12 protein-coding genes and 4 tRNA genes are annotated in these 22,278 nt (G+C 45.2%); 15 read left to right on the top strand and 1 reads right to left on the bottom strand.

What is annotated here, in order from left to right:
* Positions 1-102: 102 nt before the first annotated feature.
* From AC0VYE_RS31045 to AC0VYE_RS31025, 5 genes are all read left to right on the top strand, one after another.
* Positions 103-960, top strand: a complete 858-nt coding sequence (locus AC0VYE_RS31045) for an ABC transporter ATP-binding protein (protein ID WP_076271911.1) — start codon at positions 103-105, stop codon at positions 958-960.
* A 412-nt stretch (positions 961-1,372) separates the two neighbouring features.
* Positions 1,373-1,447 (top strand) — tRNA-Gly (locus tag AC0VYE_RS31040).
* Between the two features lie 8 nt (positions 1,448-1,455).
* Positions 1,456-1,532, top strand: a tRNA-Arg gene (locus tag AC0VYE_RS31035).
* 34 nt (positions 1,533-1,566) lie between these two features.
* A tRNA-Pro gene (locus AC0VYE_RS31030) sits at positions 1,567-1,643 on the top strand.
* 14 nt (positions 1,644-1,657) lie between these two features.
* Positions 1,658-1,731 (top strand) — tRNA-Gly (locus AC0VYE_RS31025).
* Positions 1,732-2,438: 707 nt separating this feature from the next.
* On the opposite strand, the gene AC0VYE_RS31020 is transcribed toward AC0VYE_RS31025, so the two are convergent.
* A complete protein-coding gene (locus AC0VYE_RS31020) occupies positions 2,439-2,606 on the bottom strand; it encodes a hypothetical protein (protein WP_179089962.1) in 168 nt (55 codons plus the stop codon).
* Positions 2,607-2,762: 156 nt separating this feature from the next.
* Between AC0VYE_RS31020 and AC0VYE_RS31015 the strand changes: the two genes are divergently transcribed.
* From AC0VYE_RS31015 to glmS, 10 genes are all read left to right on the top strand, one after another.
* Positions 2,763-2,921: a hypothetical protein gene (locus AC0VYE_RS31015; protein WP_475444652.1), complete on the top strand. Its 159-nt coding sequence runs from the start codon at positions 2,763-2,765 to the stop codon at positions 2,919-2,921.
* Positions 2,922-4,349: 1,428 nt separating this feature from the next.
* Positions 4,350-9,659, top strand: a complete 5,310-nt coding sequence (locus AC0VYE_RS31010) for a choice-of-anchor I family protein (RefSeq protein ID WP_475444650.1) — start codon at positions 4,350-4,352, stop codon at positions 9,657-9,659.
* A gap of 384 nt (positions 9,660-10,043) precedes the next feature.
* Positions 10,044-12,848 (top strand): phosphoenolpyruvate carboxylase, encoded by a 2,805-nt coding sequence (gene ppc, locus AC0VYE_RS31005; RefSeq protein ID WP_475444648.1) that lies wholly within the window; start codon positions 10,044-10,046, stop codon positions 12,846-12,848.
* 246 nt (positions 12,849-13,094) lie between these two features.
* Positions 13,095-14,249, top strand: a complete 1,155-nt coding sequence (locus tag AC0VYE_RS31000) for a S1C family serine protease (RefSeq protein WP_475444646.1) — start codon at positions 13,095-13,097, stop codon at positions 14,247-14,249.
* Positions 14,250-14,650: 401 nt separating this feature from the next.
* Positions 14,651-15,217 (top strand): RNA polymerase sigma factor SigW, encoded by a 567-nt coding sequence (gene sigW, locus AC0VYE_RS30995; protein WP_054025284.1) that lies wholly within the window; start codon positions 14,651-14,653, stop codon positions 15,215-15,217.
* 210 nt (positions 15,218-15,427) lie between these two features.
* Entirely contained in the window at positions 15,428-16,066 is a 639-nt protein-coding gene (locus AC0VYE_RS30990; RefSeq protein WP_076271683.1) for a zf-HC2 domain-containing protein, read from the top strand.
* 142 nt (positions 16,067-16,208) lie between these two features.
* Complete coding sequence (gene cdaA, locus AC0VYE_RS30985; RefSeq protein WP_076271682.1) at positions 16,209-17,051, top strand: diadenylate cyclase CdaA; 843 nt, start codon at positions 16,209-16,211, stop codon at positions 17,049-17,051.
* Positions 17,044-18,447 (top strand): CdaR family protein, encoded by a 1,404-nt coding sequence (locus AC0VYE_RS30980; RefSeq protein WP_076271681.1) that lies wholly within the window; start codon positions 17,044-17,046, stop codon positions 18,445-18,447. Before cdaA ends, AC0VYE_RS30980 begins: the two co-directional genes overlap by 8 nt.
* A 62-nt stretch (positions 18,448-18,509) precedes the next feature.
* Entirely contained in the window at positions 18,510-19,850 is a 1,341-nt protein-coding gene (glmM, locus tag AC0VYE_RS30975; RefSeq protein ID WP_076271680.1) for a phosphoglucosamine mutase, read from the top strand.
* Positions 19,851-20,403: 553 nt separating this feature from the next.
* Positions 20,404-22,236 (top strand): glutamine--fructose-6-phosphate transaminase (isomerizing), encoded by a 1,833-nt coding sequence (glmS, locus tag AC0VYE_RS30970; protein ID WP_076271679.1) that lies wholly within the window; start codon positions 20,404-20,406, stop codon positions 22,234-22,236.
* The last annotated feature ends 42 nt before the right edge of the window (positions 22,237-22,278 follow it).

Below are 22,278 nucleotides of genomic sequence, written 5' to 3'. Positions count from 1 at the left end.
GAAAATAAATGATAATCGTTATCAATATTCGTTACTTATTGAAATATAAATATAAAATGATAAGGTGTCTGCCTCAGGCAGCGGAAGGAGCGTGCATGTTCAATGATTCGTTTAACGACCTCTAGTCTTGATATTGCTTATGATGACCGTCTAATCGTTGAGAATTTAAACATTGCTATACCTCAAGGGAAAATCACGGCGCTAGTAGGAGCTAACGGCTCTGGTAAATCAACGATTTTGAAAACAATGGCCCGTATTATGAATCCCTCGAAGGGCAGTGTACTTCTGGACGGGAAGTCCATTCACAAGCAATCGACGAAGGAAGTAGCGAAGCAATTGGCAATTTTGCCGCAAAATCCAACCGCTCCGGACGGACTCACAGTAGCCGAGCTTGTCTCTTATGGTCGTTTTCCATACCAGAAGGGCTTCGGATCGATGACTAAGGATGACCGCAGTATCGTGCAGTGGGCAATCGAAGCGACAGGTATGACTGATTTTGCCGATCGTCCGGTTGATCATCTATCGGGCGGACAACGTCAACGTGCATGGATTGCAATGTCTCTTGCACAGGAAACGGATATTTTATTCCTTGACGAGCCTACAACTTTCCTGGATATGGCACATCAGCTTGAGGTACTTCACTTGCTTCAAAAGCTGAACGCAGCTAATAATCGCACAGTAGTCATGGTCGTTCATGATTTGAATCACGCGACACGTTACGCTCATCATATGATCGCAATTAAAACGGGTGTCGTTGTAGGCGAAGGTACGCCTGCAGAAGTTATGACACCGGATATTATGCGCGAAGTGTTTAACATTGAGGCAGATATCGTGCCTGATCCGCGTACAGGCGTTCCTCTTTGCTTGCCATATGCACTAGCCGGCCAGCCTGCTGCTGATAAAGTGGCATTGATTAACCGTGCACAGTCAGAGAGACCATTGGCTGCTGCTGGAGCATAGTAACTAATATGAATGCCGTAAACCGCGTTTCCTTTGGAAATGCGGTTTTTTGTTCTTTTAGATAAGCCATGTGTAGTATATTGAGCTTAGAAGCGAGTGGGTGGGAAGTGAACCGTTTATATTTGTTATTTATAAAATGTAATCCATTAGAGCTAAACAATCGGAAGGAGTAAACCGGGTAATAAGATATAACGTCATTTAAGCTGATTTTTATGATTGGATTTATGAAGTCTAAAAGCACATATTTCCGCGCCATATAAGGTTTTGCAGCCATATTAGAACATTGTTTTTTAAAGGATTTAAAATAATTTAAAACTTTTTTTAAAAAACAGTTGCTTTTTGTTTTCAGGGGTGATATATTATTACTTGTCGCCGCGATGATAAACGAAACGAACGGCCGACAGAAATACATGCGGAAGTGGCTCAGCGGTAGAGCATCGCCTTGCCAAGGCGAGGGTCGCGGGTTCGATTCCCGTCTTCCGCTCCATAAATTGTGCGGCCTTAGCTCAGCTGGATAGAGCGTTTGACTACGAATCAAAAGGCCAGGAGTTCGAATCTCTTAGGCCGCGCCATTTTCCCAACATTAGACGCAATTCATTTACACTTCGGGACGTAGCTCAGCTTGGTAGAGCACCTGGTTTGGGACCAGGGGGTCGCATGTTCAAATCGTGTCGTCCCGACCATAATCTTTTTCTTTGCGGGTGTAGTTCAATGGTAGAACTTTAGCCTTCCAAGCTAATAGCGTGGGTTCGATTCCCATCACCCGCTCCAACTATTTAAACCCGAAAGCCTTGCGCAGCAAGGCTTTTTTTGTTTTTGTTGATTTAATAAAAAAGAAACCTTTCCTTATCTTGGGGCATATTCTGGGGCGAATTTTTAACTATTGAGTTAAGTGATTAAAACCGATCAACTGACCCACGACTAATCATCTTTAATTCGTGCATTGATGTATTTTCCGCTGTTCCGATTTTGGTGTGACAGAGGTTTTCCTATGTTAACTTCAGATTTTCACCACTCCCACGCGGCAGCACTGCCATTATACGCCTTAGATCAAGCAGATGGATTTTAGGAGCTCTCGCTTGCTTAGAAACCTTCTCTAGCCCATAGAGGGGAGGGCGGATAATAATTCACACCTTCTAACCATGAAAGACATATCGCTTAGTACCGCCTTGCGTGGTCTTACCTAACATTAATTCCATTCTAGTCGGAAGCGTCTTAGAGACTCCCTGTACTAAACAAGTGTACATAGGCTAATCAAATATCCATTTGTATAGTCGGAAAATTAGCCGAGGGAGGTATATCCATACTTCAAAAAATACTTCCAAGCTGTAAAAGAAAGTATCTACCTTATTATTACGAGTTCTGCGCCTCATTAAATCATTCTCCTTTATTGGCATTAGATGAATTGGAGAAATATAGCTACTCTTCGATATATCGATTCGATTGTGACCACGTTTAAATTCTAATAAACATATTGCTTATTTTTTGGTCAGCCAATTAATTAAATATAAGACCCCAAATGCAGTGCCCAAAACTAAAATCTTCTCTACAATGTTTTTCCAATGTAGCTCGTCTCCGGCTTCATTCATGCTAAGAAAAAACAGAGCCACAAGAATGATCGGGGCATATAGGAATGTTTTTTTCATTCGTAATGACCTCATTCTTTCTTTATTTACAAATATTTCTACGAAATATATTAATCTAAGTTTCAATGACAGTGAAGATAAAAACATTTAAACCTATTCTTGAAATATCAAGTTATGATTAAAAACGTCTAACGGATAGGCTTAGAAGCGTTATTTATGCAGCAAAGTAATTTATATAAAACGCTTAAGAATAATGTGCTAAATCAACAAAGTGCAATAAATTATATTATTGATGTAGAAGCTCGAGAAATCATAGAATACCTTTACAGTTACTTAATAGACTTGGCTGCTGAGTGGAAATGGAAAATAGAGTGAGTTAACTATCATATATTAAAAGGTGTCATATATTTCTAAGCACCTAATGCGGAAGTTGAAGGTTTAAAGTGGGGGTTTGGTGGATTGGTGCAGGCGCACGTATTCAAAGCTAAAAGCGAGGGTTCTCTTCTCTTAAAACTTCCAAGTAAGAGCTGCAACGGACATGAGATACCTTATTTGCCGAAATTCGGTCCTTTTATAAAACTAACGGACATAGGATCTCTTATTTAGTTTAAGGATGCTTAATTTGGCTACTTTTAGAGCAATTAACGCATTCTATGTCCGTTAGATCCACGTAACGAGCTTAAAATATCGAAATAGCGGATTTCATGTCCGTTAGGGTTAAAGGTTAAACATGAACAGCATAAGAGCAGACTCCAATTTTGATCCGAAAATATTATTTTTGTAAACATAAATAAGCGTATCAAACAGAAACTAGATGTCTTATAAGTGGTGCTTCCAGCATTGTGTAGAATTAACGGACATGAGATACCTTATTTGACGAAATTCCGTGCTTTTACAGATCTAACGGACATAGGATCTCTTATTTAGCCTCAGGATACTTAATTTGGCTGCTTTTTAAGCAAATAACGTATCCTATGTCCGTTAGGTCCACGTAACGAGCTTAAAATATCGAAATAGCGTATTTCATGTCCGTTAGGACTGAACATGAACAGCATAAGAGCAAACTCCAATGTTGAGCCAAAAGTATTATTTATGTAAACATAAATAAACGCATCAATACAGAAACCAGATGCCTTATAAGCGACGATTCCAACCTTGTGTTGAATTAACGGACATGAGATACCTTATTTGCTGAAATTCGGTCCTTTTGTAGAACTACGGACATAGGATCTCTTATTTAGTTTCAGGAAGCTTAATTTGGCTACTTTTCAAGCTATTAACGCATCCTATGTCCGTTAGATCCACGTAATGAGCTTGAATTCTTGAAATAGCGGATTTCATCTCCGTTAGGGTTAGAGGTTAAATATGAAAAACGTAACAGTAGATTCCAATGTTGAGTGTCGAAAATATTATATGTGTAAAGATAAATAAACATATCAATCAAAACATCCCATCTGGAAGCTCTCAGCGGGCTGTTTTGTTTGCCCATACACTAAAAAAGTTAAACATGTGCTTTGACGAGGTTTGGAATGGTTTACCAAGTGTTTAATCAAGTAGTTACAAAGCGTTTTATCAAACGTTTTATCTAGAACCGTGCGTTATGCCAAGAACCAAACGTTTTATCTAGAACCATGCGCTTTGCCAATAACCAAACACCCCACCAAAAACCAAGCGCTTTGCCAATAACCAAACACCCCACCAAAAACCAAGCGCTTTACAAAAGCTTCATGGAACATTAATCATTATGAAATAAAAACTCTCTACAATTCTAGTTAACATAATAGATATGGGAGTGAGTGAAACTTGAAGATCTATAGTAAAAGGTTAATATCATTATTATTAGCTACGGAAATTACGGCCAGCATGGTGCTGGCAGGCGGGCCAGTCATGGCTGCCGGATCACCGCTATCAGGGACGCCTTACGCAGTAGACAGCGCCTATAATGTAGCCACCCCACACATTGTCATTAATCAAGTATATGGCGGTGGATTGGATGAGGATACTGAAATACTGTTATCTCATGGATTTATTGAGCTTTATAATCCGACGGATAGTGATGTCAATCTTGCTGGTTGGTCGCTGCAATATGCGGATCGGGGCTCTAGTGCGACGACAGGTGCTACTAAGGCTTGGGAAAAGCTTAATTTGACCGGGACGATTAAAGCACATTCTTCTTTTCTAATAACAGGAGCTTCTACACGTGCTGCAAAACCTAAGGTAGATCTCTCTGCAAAAGGCGACCTTACTTGGGAGCGTTTCATTAACAATAAAGGGATGAAGGTTGCTCTCATGAGCAATCAAACTTTACTGACTGATCCTAATCCTTTTGACACTAAGCCAGACGGCTATGTAGATATGGTAGGTACAGGAAGCAATGATAAGGATAGCAATATCGACGGATATGAGACTGCATTCCCTACGGGCTCAGCAGAAGGCACATCGAAGAAAAAGTCCATTCGCCGCAGCAACTTCTTAGATACAGACAATAATAAAGCGGATTTCAAACAAGTCGATTATGAGTTAGCTACAGGCGATGCATTACTAGCAGCAATACCTCGCAGCGGTGCTGACGGCGCATGGGGGCCGGGTGTTGTTCAGCCGCTAGCCATTACTACAGCGTCTCTTGCTGATGGCTTTGTTGGATCTCCATACTCTGTGGTTATACAAGCTACTGGAGGAAATACGCCATATACCTTTACTGCAACAGGCTTGCCAGAAGGACTTAGCCTTGCGTCAAATGGTGCTTTAACGGGGACACCGACCAAGGCGGTATCAAATACTAATGTGACTATTACAGCGACTGACAGCACGGCAGGTACGCCAGTTAGCATAGTTAAGTCGTTTGCGTTTACTATTCAATCCAGTATAGCGCCAGCAACTCATGTTCTAATTAATGAAGTATATGGCGGCGGCGGGAAAATTAATAAAGATACTCCTCCAGCAGCATCTCCATACCTGTATGATTTTGTAGAACTCTACAATCCGACTGCTTCGCCAATATCGCTTGCAGGATATCATTTAAGATACAGCAATAAAGGTGCTACAACGATACAAGGCTATGATTTTGAAGAAGGTGCGGTTATTGCTCCTCATGATTATTACCTCGTTCGCCTTGAAGCAACTTGGGGCAATACGAGCGATAAAAATTACGGAGATCCTTACCTGGCTGATGCATATGCAAGCACGAAAGAGCAATCTATCGGCATGTCTGATGTGGATGGCTCAGTGGAATTATTTCAAGGAGTGTACTCTACTTCGGCAGTTGTTGATGTGGTAGGCTTCGGTGCGGTTCAAACTAAACTGCATGAAGGCACATCTGTAGGGAATGGAGCTTCACTGCCAGCGGCTGTTAAAGGCGTGCGCCGTATCAACTTCCAAGATTCCAACAACAATGCTGCTGATTTTGCAGTAGTGGATCCATCGCCTACGCGAGGTGGGAAAACAGAAGGAACCGTTGATGTCATTCCTGATTTTGTGAAGCTTATCGGCTCACTCCAGAAGAATACAACAGACAAAGCGGTAACGGTTGAAGGTTTAGTTACAACTCCGTCCGTTAAATCGGATAACAGCCAAGCAAACGCAGTGCGTTATGTACAATCGTTCACGGGCGCAATTGCTGTTGAAGGCATGGACCCAACCATCCCGGTAGGTGCAGAGGTACGCGTTTCTGGGACGGCTGGTCTTCATGACGGCGAAGTGCGGGTAAAAGGCAACTTACAGGTAACAAGGCTGAACAATAAAATTTTTAGCATAGTGGCGGAAGATACGTTCGATAAGTCTATGCTTAACGTAGATAAGCTTAGTTCAGTAACAGCTGATATGTACGGCAGGAGAGTGACAACTACAGGCAATGTAACTGCCGTGGACAAAACGGCTAATACGATTAAGCTTGATAACGATATGCTGCTTTATGTGAATGGAGCGTTTCCGAAGGTTGAAGTTGGGGACAATGCACAAGCTACTGGAACGATTGGAGTTTTTGGCAGCGAAGTTAGATTGGCTGTAGCAAGCGCAGCTGCAGATATGATTATAAAGCCAGCGTCCGCTGAATTTAAAGATACGCTCAATATTTCAAAAATCGGAGAATATTCAGTAGGCCAATTCAATAAAGAAGGCGGCGTTGCCGAGATCGTGAAATTCAACAAAGACAATGGCAAATTTTATTTGGTTAACGGCTCCGGTGATCCGCCAAGCTTAGATATTGTCAGCATGGGAAGCGGGAACGGAACGCTAAGTAAAGAAAAAACGATACTTGTTAAGCCGATGGCCGAGGTTGAAGGTTTTGTATACGGTGATTTAACTAGTGTAGATATTAATACGACAACTAAGCGTGTTTCTGTAGCGGTACAAGAGGCGGATCCACTCAAACCAGGTAAAATCATCGTACTTGATTATGATGGTAATTTAATAACAGCCTACTCTGCTGGTGTACAACCGGATATGATTAAGTCAACAACTGATGGAAAGTATATCCTTACTGCGGATGAGGCGGAGCCGCGCAATGGTGCAGATGATCCTAAAGGAAGCGTAACGATCGTCAACACAGTAAGCAACAAAGTTACCAATGTACTCTTCGATGATCCGTCCGTTATCGAGGATGGTGTTCATATTCGCGGAAAAGTGGATCCGGCAGATGGAAAAATTAAATCGAGCGGAACAAAAGCAGACGCTGTGTATGATCTGGAGCCTGAGTATATCACTCTTTCGGATGATAACAAGACAGCCTATGTGTCATTGCAAGAGAATAATGCAATTGCGATTATTGATATCGAAACGAACAAAGTGACGGCTGTAAAGGCACTTGGATTAAAGGATTATAATGATCCGCGCAATTCTCTCGACGTTCTAAAAGACGGTGCGATTAAGCTGGAAAATGTACCGTTTAAAGGGATGTACATGCCTGACGGTATCGCATCTCATACGATTAACGGTCAGACTTACCTTTTTACAGCTAATGAAGGCGATGTAACGGAATGGCCGAACCGTACAAACGGCAGCACGATAGGTGCATTAAAAGGAAAGCTTGATCCGACTTCAGCGGCAGCGATTTTCCTAAATGGCAAGACTGCTTATGATGGTATTGAAGTCGCAAGCGATATGGGCAATGACGGCATTTACATGTATGGCGGACGTTCTTTCTCTATCTGGAATGCGAACTCGATGGAGCAGGTCTATGACAGCGGCAACGATTTTGAAACGATAACGGGCAGTCGCTTGCCAGCATTCTTTAACACAAGCAACAGTAAGACAGCTATTGACGATCGAAGCGGCAAGAAGGGACCAGAACCGGAAGATATTAAAACGGGGAAGGTTGGCAATAAGGTTTTGGCATTCGTTGGTCTTGAGCGCATCGGTGGTTTCATGACCTATGATGTAACAGATCCTGCGCATGCAACATTCGCTAATTATACAAATACTCGCGTGTTCAAAGATAGTCAAGGCAAGGACAACTTAGATACAGATACTGGCCCAGAAGGTTTGGAGTTTATTCCGGCTAACATTAGCCCAACTGGAATGCCTCTACTCTTGGTTGCTTACGAAGTAGGCGGCAAGGTAGGCGTATATCAGCTGAATGTAACGAAAGTAACGATGGATAAAGCTTCCCTTTCCTTAAAAGTTGGAGATGCATCTAAGCTGGTTGCAACCGTCGAGCCTGTAGGCGGAAGCTCTGCTGCTGCAATATGGACTTCTTCTAATACAGCTGTAGCAACTGTAGATTCAAATGGAAATGTCACAGCGTTAAAAGCGGGAACAGCGGTCATTTCAGCAGCGAGTGCTGACGGATATGGTCTCGCTGAGACGAGTGTCACGGTTACTTCAGGTGACATCGGAACTCCATCGCCAACACCGAATCCATCGCCGACGCCTGCACCTTCTACAAAACCTGAAGATGCTGGAGTGACGATCGTAAATGGGGAGACCGTAAAAGCAGTAAGCACGCTTAAAGCTGAAACGGATAACAGCGGTAAGACCACTGCAACGGTAACGGTAAATCAATTGGATTCAGCAATAGCTGCATTAGATAAAGCATCAAACGGCAAGCCGGCATCCATTGAGTTTAAAATAGCGGCTAACACAGACACCAAGTCAACGGTTATCAAGTTTGAGGAAAAAGCTATCGCTAAGCTTGCAGCTAAGGGATTGAAGTCGCTGGATGTTAATGCAGGACTCGGAATCGTATCCTTTGATGCTAAGGCTATTGGAACATTGGCGGCAGCCTCAGGAAATGGCGAGCTTTCCATAGCGGTCAACAAAGTGGATGTTTCTAAGCTGTCTAGTGCGATCAAAGAAACGATCGGCAGCCATCCTGTGTATGCGTTTGATGTGATCGGCGGAAAAACAGCGATTACCGATTTGAAGGGCGGTAAAGCAAGGGTTAGCATTCCTTATTCGTTTCAAGCAAACGAAGACAGCCAAGCAGTAGTCATCTACTATATTGCAAATGACGGCAAGCTTATCATTGTACCTAACAGCGTGTACGATAAGTCGACAGGTCAATTGCAGTTTACGGTCAGCCATTTCTCTACTTACGGAGTTGGCTACAATCATGTGGCATTTTTGGACACGGCATCAAGCTTTGCGAAGGATTCTATCCTTTACTTATCTTCCCGAGATATAATCGGCGGCTTGGGCAATCAAAGGTTTGCTCCAAAGGCCAACATGTCACGGGCTGATTTCACACTCATCCTTGCAAGAATTGCTGGCGCTCAACTGGACGGTTATACGCCATCTAGCTTTAAGGACGTGAAGTCATCCGATTATTTTGCAGGGGCGGTAGCATGGGCGGCTGAAAAAGGAATTGTCGGAGGTGCTGGAGATGGCAGCTTCAATCCTAAAGCCAATATTAGCCGTGAGCAAATGGTGGCTATGATTGCAAGGTTCGTTGATGTCATGAACTTTGATTTGCCTGTGCAGACAAATGCTATAGCGTTTGAAGATGCATCATCTATTGGAGCCTTTGCGAAGGAAGCAGCAGCTGCAGTGCAGCAGGCGGGAATCATTAATGGCAAGATCTATGCAAACAAGGCAGGCAGCTATTTTGCACCGAAGGATTTGGCTACCCGTGAGGAAGCAGCGAAAATGTTAGCGAAATTAATTCAATTAATGGCATAATTCGACTTGAGCAAGACCGCAGCGCCCTTCAGTGAGGGGTGCTGCGGTCTTTTTCATAAGAGGGTTAATTTATGGGATTAAACCAGCCTTTTTGCTAAGTTAATAAGCATCGTTAACTTAACTGAAGCGGGTTGTCTTTCGCAGTTATTATTTACCGGAAACATAAGAAGCAAAAAGGAGCGGGTTATATACTCTGCTTGCGTGAATCTGTTTTTGTTAGGATTGGCTTCAGGGCTTCAACCCTGTAGGTTTTTGTAGTATGATGGTAGAAGTCAAAAAAACGTTCATGTTGTACAAGCAAGCTTTCGAAGCGATTGCTGCTTCGGAAAACAAGTAAATGCTTACGGAGCGATCGTTGCTTCGCAAAAATTTAGGAGGAACAGTATGTCGGATCAATCTGCATCTACTTTGACCACAAATCGGCAGCAGGCTAACAATTTGCTGCGACGCGATGTCCGGTTTCTAGGCAACATTCTCGGTGAAGTTCTTGTTCATCAAGGCGGCCGCGAGCTGCTTGAAATCGTAGAACGGATTCGTGAACAAAGTAAATCTCTTCGCGCTGAATTTGTACCGGAATTATTTGATCAATTTAAAGAAAATGTATCATCGCTTAACCCGGAAATACGTCATCAAGTGATTAGAGCGTTTGCCATTTATTTTCAGCTTGTCAACATTGCAGAGCAAAATCATCGGATTAGACGGAAACGTGATTACGAGGTTTCTGCTGGCGAAGCGGTCCAACGCGGCTCCATTGAGAGCGCGGTTCAAGATCTGAAGGAACGCGACATTGCAATCGAGGAAGTTAGAGATATTTTGAGCAATATTTCGCTGGAACTAGTAATGACTGCACACCCGACCGAGGCAACTCGCCGCGCGGTGCTTGATATTCATAAACGGATTGCTGTAGATGTGATGGAGTTGGATAACCCAACACTAACTTATCGCGAGCGCGAGAAGCTGCGTGAGAAGCTCATGAACGAGGTTCTTATTTTGTGGCAAACAGACGAGCTTCGTGACCGCAAACCAACCGTTATCGATGAAGTTCGTAACGGCTTGTACTATTTTGATGAGACATTGTTCGAAGTGCTTCCTAATGTTTATGAAGAGCTTGAACGCTGCCTAAGCAAATACTATCCAGATGAGAACTGGCATGTGCCGGATTACTTGCGATTTGGCTCTTGGATCGGCGGCGATCGCGATGGCAACCCATCCGTGAAAGCTCAGGTCACTTGGGAAACGCTAACGCTGCACCGTCAGCTGGCTATTCGCAAGTACGAAGAAAAACTAGGCGAGCTTATGGACCTTCTCAGCTTCAGCACAAACCTTGTCGAGGTATCGGCTGAGCTTATCGATTCGATTCGATCGGATCGCGAGCATGTTGAGCTTAAGTGCGTCGAACTTTGGAGAAATACGAAGGAGCCATACCGTATTAAGCTTGGCTTTATGCTAGAGAAGCTGGCTAATACACGCGATGAATCGCTTAAGGGTTCGCAAATGCGCTACAACCACCCGGAAGAGCTTCGCGAGGACTTGCTCGTTATCGATCGCAGCTTGCGTCATCACTACGCTGATTATGTAGCAGATACAGCACTTGCTAAGTTAGTACGTCAAGTGGAGCTGTTTGGTTTCCACCTTATGGCACTTGATGTTCGTCAGCATAGCCAAGAGCATGAAAATGCGATGGCTGAAATTTTGGCGAAAATGAATGTAGCAGCAGATTATGCGGCACTTCCTGAAGAAGAAAAAACAGACCTGCTTCACCGTCTCCTAAATGATCCGCGCCCGCTTACTTCGGGGCATCTAGATTATACGGAGTCCACGCGTGAATGCTTGAACGTATACCATACGATTTATCGGGCGCAGCAAGAGTTTGGCGTCAATTGTATTTCAAGTTATCTGATTAGTATGACGGAAGCGGCAAGCGACATGCTTGAGGTTATGGTGTTTGCGAAGGAAGTTGGCCTGTTCCGCAAGGAAGCAGACGGCACGATTCGTTGTACACTGCAATCGGTGCCGCTATTTGAAACGATTGATGACCTGCATGCAGCACCAGCTATTATGAAGCAGCTATTCGAAATGCCGATCTACCGTCAAGCGGTAGAAGCTCGAGGCAACCTGCATGAAATTATGCTTGGTTATTCCGATAGCAACAAAGACGGCGGAGTCGTTACAGCGAACTGGGAGCTGCGCGTAGCGCTTAATGAAATTACAGCTGCCGGCAAAGAGTACGACGTTAAGCTGAAGTTCTTCCACGGCCGTGGCGGAGCGCTTGGCCGCGGCGGAATGCCGCTTAACCGCAGTATCCTTGCACAACCGCCACATACGGTTGGCGGCGGCATCAAAATTACCGAGCAAGGTGAGGTTCTATCCTCGCGTTATTCGATGCAAGGTATTGCATACCGCAGCTTGGAGCAAGCAACTTGGGCGCTGATTACGGCTGCTCGTCTGGCGAAATACCCAGAGCAAGCACCGCAAGCAGAAGCAGAGTGGGAAGAAATTGCACGTTCGATTTCCGAGACGGCACTCGAGAAGTATCAGGATCTTATTTTCCGCGATCCAGATTTCTTGACGTACTTCAAGGAGTCGACACCACTACCTGAGGTTGGCGAGCTGAACATCGGTTCACGTCCATCCAAACGGAAAAACAGTGATCGTTTTGAGGATTTGCGCGCCATTCCTTGGGTGTTCGCATGGACGCAAAGCCGCTACTTGTTGCCGGCATGGTACGCCGCTGGTACTGCAATGAAGCAATATACTGGCGACGACGAGGAAAAGCTGAACACGCTTCGTACGATGTACGAGAAGTTCCCGTTCTTCCGCTCGCTAATTGACAATCTTCAAATGGCACTTGCTAAAGCAGATTTGCTCATTGCGAAGGAATATGCAGATATGATTAAGGACAAAACGATCCGTGATCGTATTTTTGAGCAAATCGAAGAAGAATATAAGCTTACATCTGAGCTTATTCTTAGCATCACAGGCCAAACGGAAATTTTGGATAATGTTCCTGTTATCCAAGAGTCCATTCGTCTGCGCAATCCGTACGTCGATCCGCTTAGCTACATGCAAGTGCAGTTGCTAACTGAGCTTCGTGCACTGCGTGATAACGAGGAAGATGATCCAGAACTGCTTCGCGAAGTGCTTCTGACGATCAACGGCATTGCCGCAGGCCTTCGGAATACGGGCTAACTGCTCAAACTAATCGCTTAGGCGAATATAGAATAGCTACAAAGCCAACCATGGTATTTACTGTGGTTGGCTTTTTTTCGTTGAAAGCAGCTGGAAGGCATTGTTGTGAGAAGCCATAAAAACAAACTACAAACAGAACTCTATTTTTCTTATGTTCTTTTATAGTCCACTTAAGTTTTGTTTAAGGTACATCCTGCATGATAGGTACATAGGAAACAGACACCTACTATTGAGAGGATGATAGAGATGAACGAGGAAAACAAACGCTCAGAAACGAGCGGGGATACTTACACGTCGAACCATACATCGAATGAAACGAACCGGACTCCTGTCACTACTTATATTTATGAATCCAACAAATCAACAAATGAGCTAAGAGCTTCGTATGAGAGGGAGCTTGGGCTGGGACAAGATGGGAGCGGAAGCGGGTCAGGGTCAGCACCAGGCGGTAAAAAACGTTCAAAGCGTGCGGGCGGCAACTCGGCAAAAACGCTGCTTGCATCGTTCTTGATCGGCGCTCTCGTCATTGGCGGTTTCTCCTACATGGCAGATAAAAACAATCTGTTCAGCGGAGGGGAACAAACCGTTCAAAACTCGGGCTCCAGCGTTGTTAGCAATTCAGGACAGCAGGATGCTGGCTTGTCTACAGCATCGCTAAGCTCAAGTGAAGATATCGCTTCCGTCTATAAAGCTGCGAGCCCCGCAGTTGTGAAGATCGAAAATTATGGGGAGCCAGCACGTTCGAACTCCATGTTCGACGATCCACGCTTTCAACAGTTTTTTGGAAATGGCGGGTCGGGTAGCAACGGACAGCAGCAAGAATCGCAAGAACAGCAGCCAGGCAGTTCAAATCTTGAGCTGGTAGGCTCGGGCACAGGCTTTTTCTTCGAATCGGACGGTTATATTCTGACTAACGAGCATGTAATTGCTGACGCGAAGGAGGTTAAAGTAACGGTTCAAGGTTATGACGAGCCTCTAACAGCAAAGGTGCTTGGTTCGAGTTACGATCTAGACTTGGCTGTGCTTAAGGTGGAGGAGCCTAATGGCAAAGCATTCCCGTCACTTAAACTGGGAAGCTCTGACCAAACGCGAATCGGTGACTGGGTGATGGCGATCGGCAATCCATATGGCTTCGATCAAACATTGACTATGGGTGTGTTAAGCGCGAAAGAGCGTCCAATTACGATTGCAGATGAGCAAGGGAACCATAATTACGAGCATTTGCTGCAAACGGATGCCTCTATTAATCCAGGGAACTCTGGAGGACCGCTTCTCAACGAGAAGGGAGAGGTTATCGGTATAAACACGGCTGTGAACGCTGAGGCGCAAGGCATTGGTTTTGCGATTCCTACAACGACGATTACGAAGGTGCTCGAGCAATTGAAAACAAATACACTTTAATAAATACAAAGTGCATGAACAACTAAGGTCTGGGAACATTACGTTTCCTAGACCTTTTTTTGCTTTATTTTAGCGTTCCTAGCCGAAAGTCGAAAAAACAACTAGCCTCAGGTCGATTGCTGACTGAACATCAAACCTATATAATTATTAGAACGGTTAGTATTTTTTGGAGCAAACGGCAATGAAACCTGAACCTGATGTACGTACATTGCTGCTCATGACTATGAACATTACGGCTAATTAGGGTCGATGCTCATATTGGAAGTATCTTTCTCAATTGTCTTGCTTTTTCAGCCCATGTGCATTACGATTTTTCTAGGGTGTATGGATGCGGACATTATATATTTATAAAATAGAGCAAGGCGATCAGTCGATCGAATGGAAGGTTTGGAGGAGTTTAGGTGATTGTATTGGAAGCACGCCTGGCGAAGTTATCGCTTAAAGGCGATCAGCAGGCTTTTGCTGAGCTTGTAGACCTCTATCAAGACAAGCTCTTTCATATGGCTTATCGAATGTTAAACAGCCGCCAGGAAGCGGAGGATGTTGTACAGGACACGTTCCTTCGCGTTTACAAAAACCTGGATAGATATGATGAAACGTTAAAATTTTCAACTTGGATATATAGAATTGCTACGAACTTATGTATTGATCGACTGCGCAAACGCAAACCGACCTATTCGCTGGATGCAGAGTCATCGGATCATGAGGGACTGGATGGCTACTCCATGATACCGAGTGATAATCGGACGCCAGAATCAGAGCTGCTTCTCTCGGACACACAGCGCATTATACATGCGGCTATTGCTTCACTGCCACCGAAATATAAGAGCGTGATGACGCTTAGATATATGCAGGACCTGTCGTTGCAGGAAATAGGCGATGTGCTGGACATGCCTGTCACGACGATCAAAACGCGGGTTCACCGCGGCAGGGAATTTCTTCGGAAGAAGCTTGAGCATAAGTTATAATTACAAATAATGATACAATCCTCCAAAGGAAAGCCATGTCTAGCGCAGACATAGGCTTCTTTTTGGGAGAAATTCAAGCTAATTCCTTACCTGCAAAGGATTACTTACGCGATTACGAAAAAAAGTGAAACATCCTTCTTGCTAGTAACGTATCCTAATAGCGAGATAAGAACTTAATGCGCGAGCAACTGAAAGAAAGGACTGGCTGCTATGAATTGCAACGTCGCTATCGTATGGATGCATGATTATTTGGACGGCGAGCTGCCGCGTGAAGATATCGTTACGTTAAAATCTCATTTGCTTTCCTGTCCCGCTTGTCGCAGCCGGTTTGAACAGCTCCAGAAGACGGACGCCGCGGTGTTCCAGACTTTAGAAGCGATTAAGCCTGCCGCGGATTATGACAAGAAGGCATCCGAGCTTTTAAATGAACGAATTATGCAGCAACTGCCGAAGAAACAGAGCAAGCAGAGAAACCGCATCGTACGTTTTATTTATCGGTACCCCGGAGTAACAGCAGCTGCTGTTTTTGTACTCGTTATGTTAGGCAGCTTCTTCACGATGTGGGAAGAGGATACCAAGCTGATTGTTGCAGGCGAGGATCTTCAGCAGGTCATCATAGAAGGAAATACAGTTATTGTGCCAGAGGGTGCTCATTTAACGGGAAATTTGACCGTAGAAAATGGAATAGCCGATGTTAAGGGCGAGGTGGACGGCAACGTAACTGTCATTGACGGAACCTTGAACTTAGCTTCAACCGGCCATATCGCGGGTCAGAGCAGAACGATTGACCAAGCGCTCGATTGGTTCTGGTACAAAGTAACGCAAACTTTTGGCGGTAACGCTCGCTAAAGCAAGCTGCCTCCCTGTTGCAGGGGGGCGTTTTTTAATTTTTTTTGAAAAAAAGGATTTCCAATCCCATATATAGAAAATAATAAAGTTGAAAACCGATAATTAGACAATAATAAGGGGATCGGCTGTTGGGGGTTGGCATATGAGTTATTTCTCAGATTTAACATGGCATGACTATTTAAAGGATATTATAGACGTTGGTATAGTTAGTTATATTATTTATAAAATGATTTTGCTTGTGCGCGGAACAAGGGCAGTTCAACTTTTAAAAGGGATCGTCGTACTCGTCGCTGTATGGGGGCTGAGTACATGGTTCAATTTGTATACGTTGAAATGGTTAATGAACCAGATGTTCACCTTCGGAATTGTGAGCGTGCTGATTATTTTTCAGCCTGAGCTGAGACGCGTGCTTGAGCAGCTTGGTCGTGGAAAGCTGTTCGCGCGGTCATTTTCACTTGATCGGGATGTCGTCAACGAACAAATTGACGGCGTAATTAAAGCTGTCCGTTTTATGGCAGAACGAAAAATCGGGGCGTTAATCGTATTTGAGCGGAGCACAGGCCTCAGTGAATTGATTGAATCGGGCATCCGTATGGAATCGAAAATTACATCGGAGCTGCTGATTAACATTTTTACACCGAATACACCGCTGCATGATGGAGCTGTCATTATACGCGCTAATCAGATTATGGCGGCGGGCTGCTACTTGCCTCTATCGGAAAATCCTTTTATAAGCAAGGAGCTTGGAACTCGCCACCGTGCCGCGATTGGAGTAAGTGAAGTAACGGATGCAGTGTCCGTAACCGTCTCGGAAGAAACGGGGCAAGTGTCATTGTCTCTAGGAGGCATGATCGTACGAGATATTAACGAGGAATCGCTGATTTCGAAGCTCTTTGATGAGCTGACTCCGAAGACGACAGGTCGTACGAAGGAACGTGTAACCATATCGTCTCTTTGGAAGCGGAAAGGAGGCAGTGATGGATAAATGGCTAAGTCACCCCACCTCTCTCAAAGTAATATCCGTCATAGTCGGATTGCTGCTCTGGGCTATCGTACATATTGATCCGGACACCTCACCGCAGACGGCGACATCAAATATTGATACCAAAACGATAGAAGCATCGGTTATTACGGCAGATGGCCTAGATACAGATAAGTACGTGCTTACGGCGATGGAACCTACCGTCGTGCGGCTAGATGTGCAGGGCAGGTTAACTGTTTTGTTCAATGCTTCTTCGAAAGATGATTATAAGGTTCAAGTGGACTTGAAGGGCGTAAAGCCCGGCATACAGGAGTTGCCTTTGACGGTAAAACTGCCGAAAGGGATTACGCTTGTGGAGATGTCGCCGCGCACCGTTACGGTTCAGATCGAAGAAATTGTAACGAAGCCTTTTGAGCCGCAAGTCATTGTGGAAGGCAAGCCGGCAGACGGTTATATTGTTGGAGCATCGACGATTGTAGCACCGACAACAGGTGTACAGGTTACGCTGCCTAAGGATGATATGAGCAGAATCGGTGCTGTTACGACGGAGATCAATATTGAGGGTGCAGATAAAACGGTTGTTAACAAAAAAGCAAAAGTAATCGTATACGATGTAGACGGTATCGAAATGACAAATGCGATTGTTTCACCAGAAACGCTGCATGTCGAGGTCAAGGTAACGCCTCCGCTGAAGGTACTGCCTCTACAGGTGCGCTATACGGGCACTCTGCCTGAGGGACTGAGCTTAGTATCGGTGAAGCCGGCAATTGACAAGGTGACCGTATACGGCGAGCAGAAGCAGTTAGACGAGCTGCAGGTTTATGATGGAGTCGTGCTTGATCTCTCGAAGGTGAAGCAAACAGGAACCATTCGCGTGAAGACGGAATTGATTGATGGAATAAAGGCAATTGATCCAGCAGAGGTGGAGCTCAATGTCGTAGTAGCTCCCGTTAAGAATAGAACACTTACAGGACTTGATGTAGCTATAGAAGGTATCGCAAACGGGCTGTCGGCTGTTATACGGACGCCGGCAAACGGTAAGTTTGATTTAACCGTCAGCGGAGCAGATCCGGTGTTGTCTACGCTAAAGGCATCGGATATTAGCATCATTGCCAATGTAGAAGGTCTAGGTGTAGGCACGCATGTCGTAACGCTTCAGGTTGATGTGCCAGCGTATATTCAGACCGTACTGGCTGAAGGTCAAACTTTAACGGTGACGATAGAAATTACCGACAACTCTGTACCAGGATCAGGATCAGGCGGAGACAACTCCGAGGAGGTCGGAGGCACTCCGACAGAGGAGTCTCCTCCCCCTGCTACGACACCGCCTCCAGACACCAGTGAGGAGACTGGCAATGGTGGCGGAAACGCAGCAGGCGGTTCAACTACGAATCCATAATCATCAGAGCGGAATAAGTATATAACAACGAAAGCAATATATTACAAAGGAGCTTTTTAAACATGGGGAAATATTTCGGTACAGACGGTGTTCGCGGCGTAGCCAATCGTGAGCTTACACCTGAGCTAGCATACAAAATCGGCCGCTGCGGCGGCTATGTTCTAACACACAAGGCTCAAAAGCCGAAGGTGGTTATTGGCCTTGATACACGGATTTCTGGCCCAATGCTGGAATCTGCACTAATTGCGGGTCTATTGTCGATTGGTGCAAGCGTTGTGCGTCTTGGCGTCGTATCCACACCGGCAGTTGCTTATATTACGCGTGAGCTGAACGCTGACGCTGGGGTTATGATTTCCGCATCACACAATCCTGTAGAGGATAACGGCATTAAGTTTTTTGCTGGCGACGGCTTTAAATTGTCGGATGATACCGAACTCGAAATCGAACAATTAATTGATGCTCTTACAGATGAATTACCGCGGCCTGAGGGCGGAGATATCGGAGCGGTATCAAGCGATAAAGGCGCTAAGCAGCGCTATTTGGATTATTTGAAAACAACGATTAAAGGCGAATTCAAAGGCTTGAAAATCGTGCTGGACTGCGCGAATGGTTCCGCTTATGAGCTGGCTCCTTCGGTATTCCGCGAGCTTGGAGCGGACATTATAACGGTAGGCGCTGAGCCGGATGGTTTGAATATTAATGCTGGCGTTGGTTCGACGCATCCAGAATATTTGCGTGAGCAGGTACTGGCGCATGGCGCAGACCTTGGGCTTTCTTTTGACGGGGACGCTGACCGTTTGATTGCTATTGATGAAAATGGCGAAGAGGTAGACGGCGACTTTATTCTTTGTATTATTGGCGATGCGATGAAGCGTGAAGGCAAGCTGAAAGAGGATACCATTGTAACGACGGTTATGGCCAATATCGGCTTCTTCAAGGGAGCAGAGCGCATTGGCTTGAAGACAGCACAAACGGCAGTTGGCGATCGTTACGTCATGGAAGAAATGCGTCGCGGCGGCTTCAATCTAGGCGGCGAGCAATCCGGCCATGTTATTTTCCTTGACCATATTACGACTGGCGACGGTATTCTCACTGCCCTTCAGCTCGTTGATACGATTGCAGCCTCCGGCAAGAAGCTAAGCGAGCTTAAAGGCCTTATGCGGAAATACCCGCAAAAGCTTGTTAACGTACGCGTAGCGGACAAGAGCTTGTACCAAGGCAATGCAGCGATAGAAGAAGCGGTGAAACGTGTAGAGCTAGAACTTGGCGACAACGGCCGCGTGCTTGTTCGTCCATCGGGTACGGAATCTTTGATTCGCGTTATGGCGGAAGGACCAGAGAAGGAACAGGTCGAGGCTTACGTTGATCAAATTGCAAATGTCGTTAAAAGTGAACTAGGTTAATCATAGAGAATAATGGTGTCGAAGGCCTGTCGGTTCTTGTAGCCGGCGGGCTTTTTTAGCATTATTTTGGAAAATGGACGAGTATATTTTCCGTGAAAGGTTGCACAGCAGCTGGAAAATGAATATGATAGGTAGTGTGATTCAAGAAGGAAAGCGAGGATAGAGGTTATTTAAGCAAGATAAGCGCCAGAGCTTGCGTGATGAATGATCTGTGGTAGAGCTAAGATAGATTAGCTTGAAGCGGGTGTTCATACGGGAAGCTGACGAGGTGAAGGTGTTCGAAACATTCGGCGGGGACCTTCCGGTATTACAAGCCAACCGAAAGCCGTTACGTAAAACGGCCGGGCGACCGGTCATACAATCGTGCGGCAGGCTTCGATTATAATATTACTCCCGTATGTCCAAGATGCCACCAGCAGGGTGGGCATGGGCAGAGGGGTTACATTTTCCGCAATCATTCGGATTATTTTGTGACAACTTCATAGTGCCTGTGCCACGCATTGGCGGCATCCGATAAGGACGGGAAAATAACCTATCGGAGGCCTATTAAATTATGTGTGGAATTGTAGGATATATTGGTAAACGCGACTCGCAGGACATTTTGCTCGAAGGATTGAAGAAGCTGGAGTACCGGGGTTATGATTCCGCTGGTATCGCTGTCTTCACGAAAAACGGGCTCGAAATTACAAAGTCCAAAGGACGTCTCGCGAATCTTGAAGGCTTGCTGCGTGAAGTACCGCTCGAAGGTTCTATTGGCATTGGTCATACACGCTGGGCTACTCATGGTAAGCCATCCGATGTGAACTCGCATCCGCATACGGACAACACGGCTAAATTTTCGGTTGTTCACAACGGGATTATTGAGAACTACTTGAATCTTAAGGAAGAATTAGTGACAAAAGGGCATGTTTTTGTATCGGAGACAGATACCGAAGTCATTTCCCATTTGATTGCTGATGAATATAACGGCAACATCGTGGAAGCTGTGCAGCGTGCGGTTAAACGTATGCGTGGAGCGTTCGCGCTTGGTGTGTTGACTGAGTTTGAACCGGATCGCCTGGTTGCGGTTCGTTATGCAAGCCCGCTTGTTATCGGTGTAGGCGAAGGCGAAAACTTCATTGGCTCGGATATTCCGGCTATTTTGGAGCATACGCGCAACGTTTATATTTTGAACGACGGCGAAATGGCAATCCTGACACGCGATGCTGTCGAAGTAATGACGACTGAAGGCGAAACTATTTCCAAGGAAATATTTCATGTCGATTGGGATCTAGTAACGGCAGAGAAAGCTGGATTTGATCACTTCATGCTGAAAGAAATTCACGAACAGCCAAAAGCTTACCGTGATACTATGATGAGCCGCATTTCGGAAGACGGTAAATCTGTCGACTTAAAAGAGCTGGGTATGACAGCTGAATATATTAAATCAATCCGCAAAGTACACATCGTAGCATGTGGAACGGCATATCACGCAGGTCTTGTCGGCAAAACGGTCATTGAGTCGCTTGCGCGCATTCCGGTTGAGACGGACGTGGCATCCGAGTACCGTTACCGCTCGCCGATCATTACTCCGGATACGCTCGTTATCGTTGTAAGCCAATCTGGCGAAACAGCGGATACACTTGCAGCTTTGCGTGAAGCACAGCGCAACGGCGCTCGTGTGCTTGCGATTACTAACGTAGTAGGCAGCTCGGTTGCCCGCGAAGCGGATCATGTGCTTATTACATGGGCGGGTCTTGAAATTGCGGTTGCTTCGACAAAAGCATACAGCTCGCAATTGATTGCTTTTTATCTGCTTGGTCTACACATGGCAGGTACGCTTGAGACCAAAGAAGCTTCTTACATCGCAGAAGTTCTTGAGGCTATGCATCAGCTTCCAACTCAGGTTGAGCGCATCCTTGAGCAAGCGTATGTGCTTAAACAAGTTGCAGAGTCGTTCTCGCATCACAAGCACCTATTCTTCATCGGCCGCGGCGTTGACTATGCTGTAGCGCAAGAAGGCTCGCTGAAGCTGAAAGAGATCTCGTATATTCACTCCGAGGCTTATGCAGCTGGTGAGCTCAAGCACGGTACCTTGGCTCTCATAGAGGAAGGTATTCCGGTTATCGCTCTTGTTACGCAAGAAGAGCTGTACGAGAAAACACTTAGCAACATTAAAGAAGTAAAAGCGCGCGGCGCTCACGTTATAGGCATTGCGAATCAAGGTGCAGAGGAAGAAGTTGCGAAATCTGTCGACGAGCTATTCGCGATTCCGAAGACACTTCCGATCTTGTCACCAGCACTTTCAGTTATTCCGCTACAACTGATTTCTTATTATGCTTCGTTAGCTCTTGAGCATGACGTGGATAAACCGCGGAATTTGGCTAAGAGTGTTACGGTGGAGTAGGGAGTTAGTGTTGGAGTGGATCAAGTGTTAAAAGAAAATAAA

This window comes from Pristimantibacillus sp. Z349TD_6, from assembly GCF_056173205.1.
Note: the sequence above shows the minus strand (reverse complement) of the source record. Positions and strands in the feature narration are given on the sequence as shown.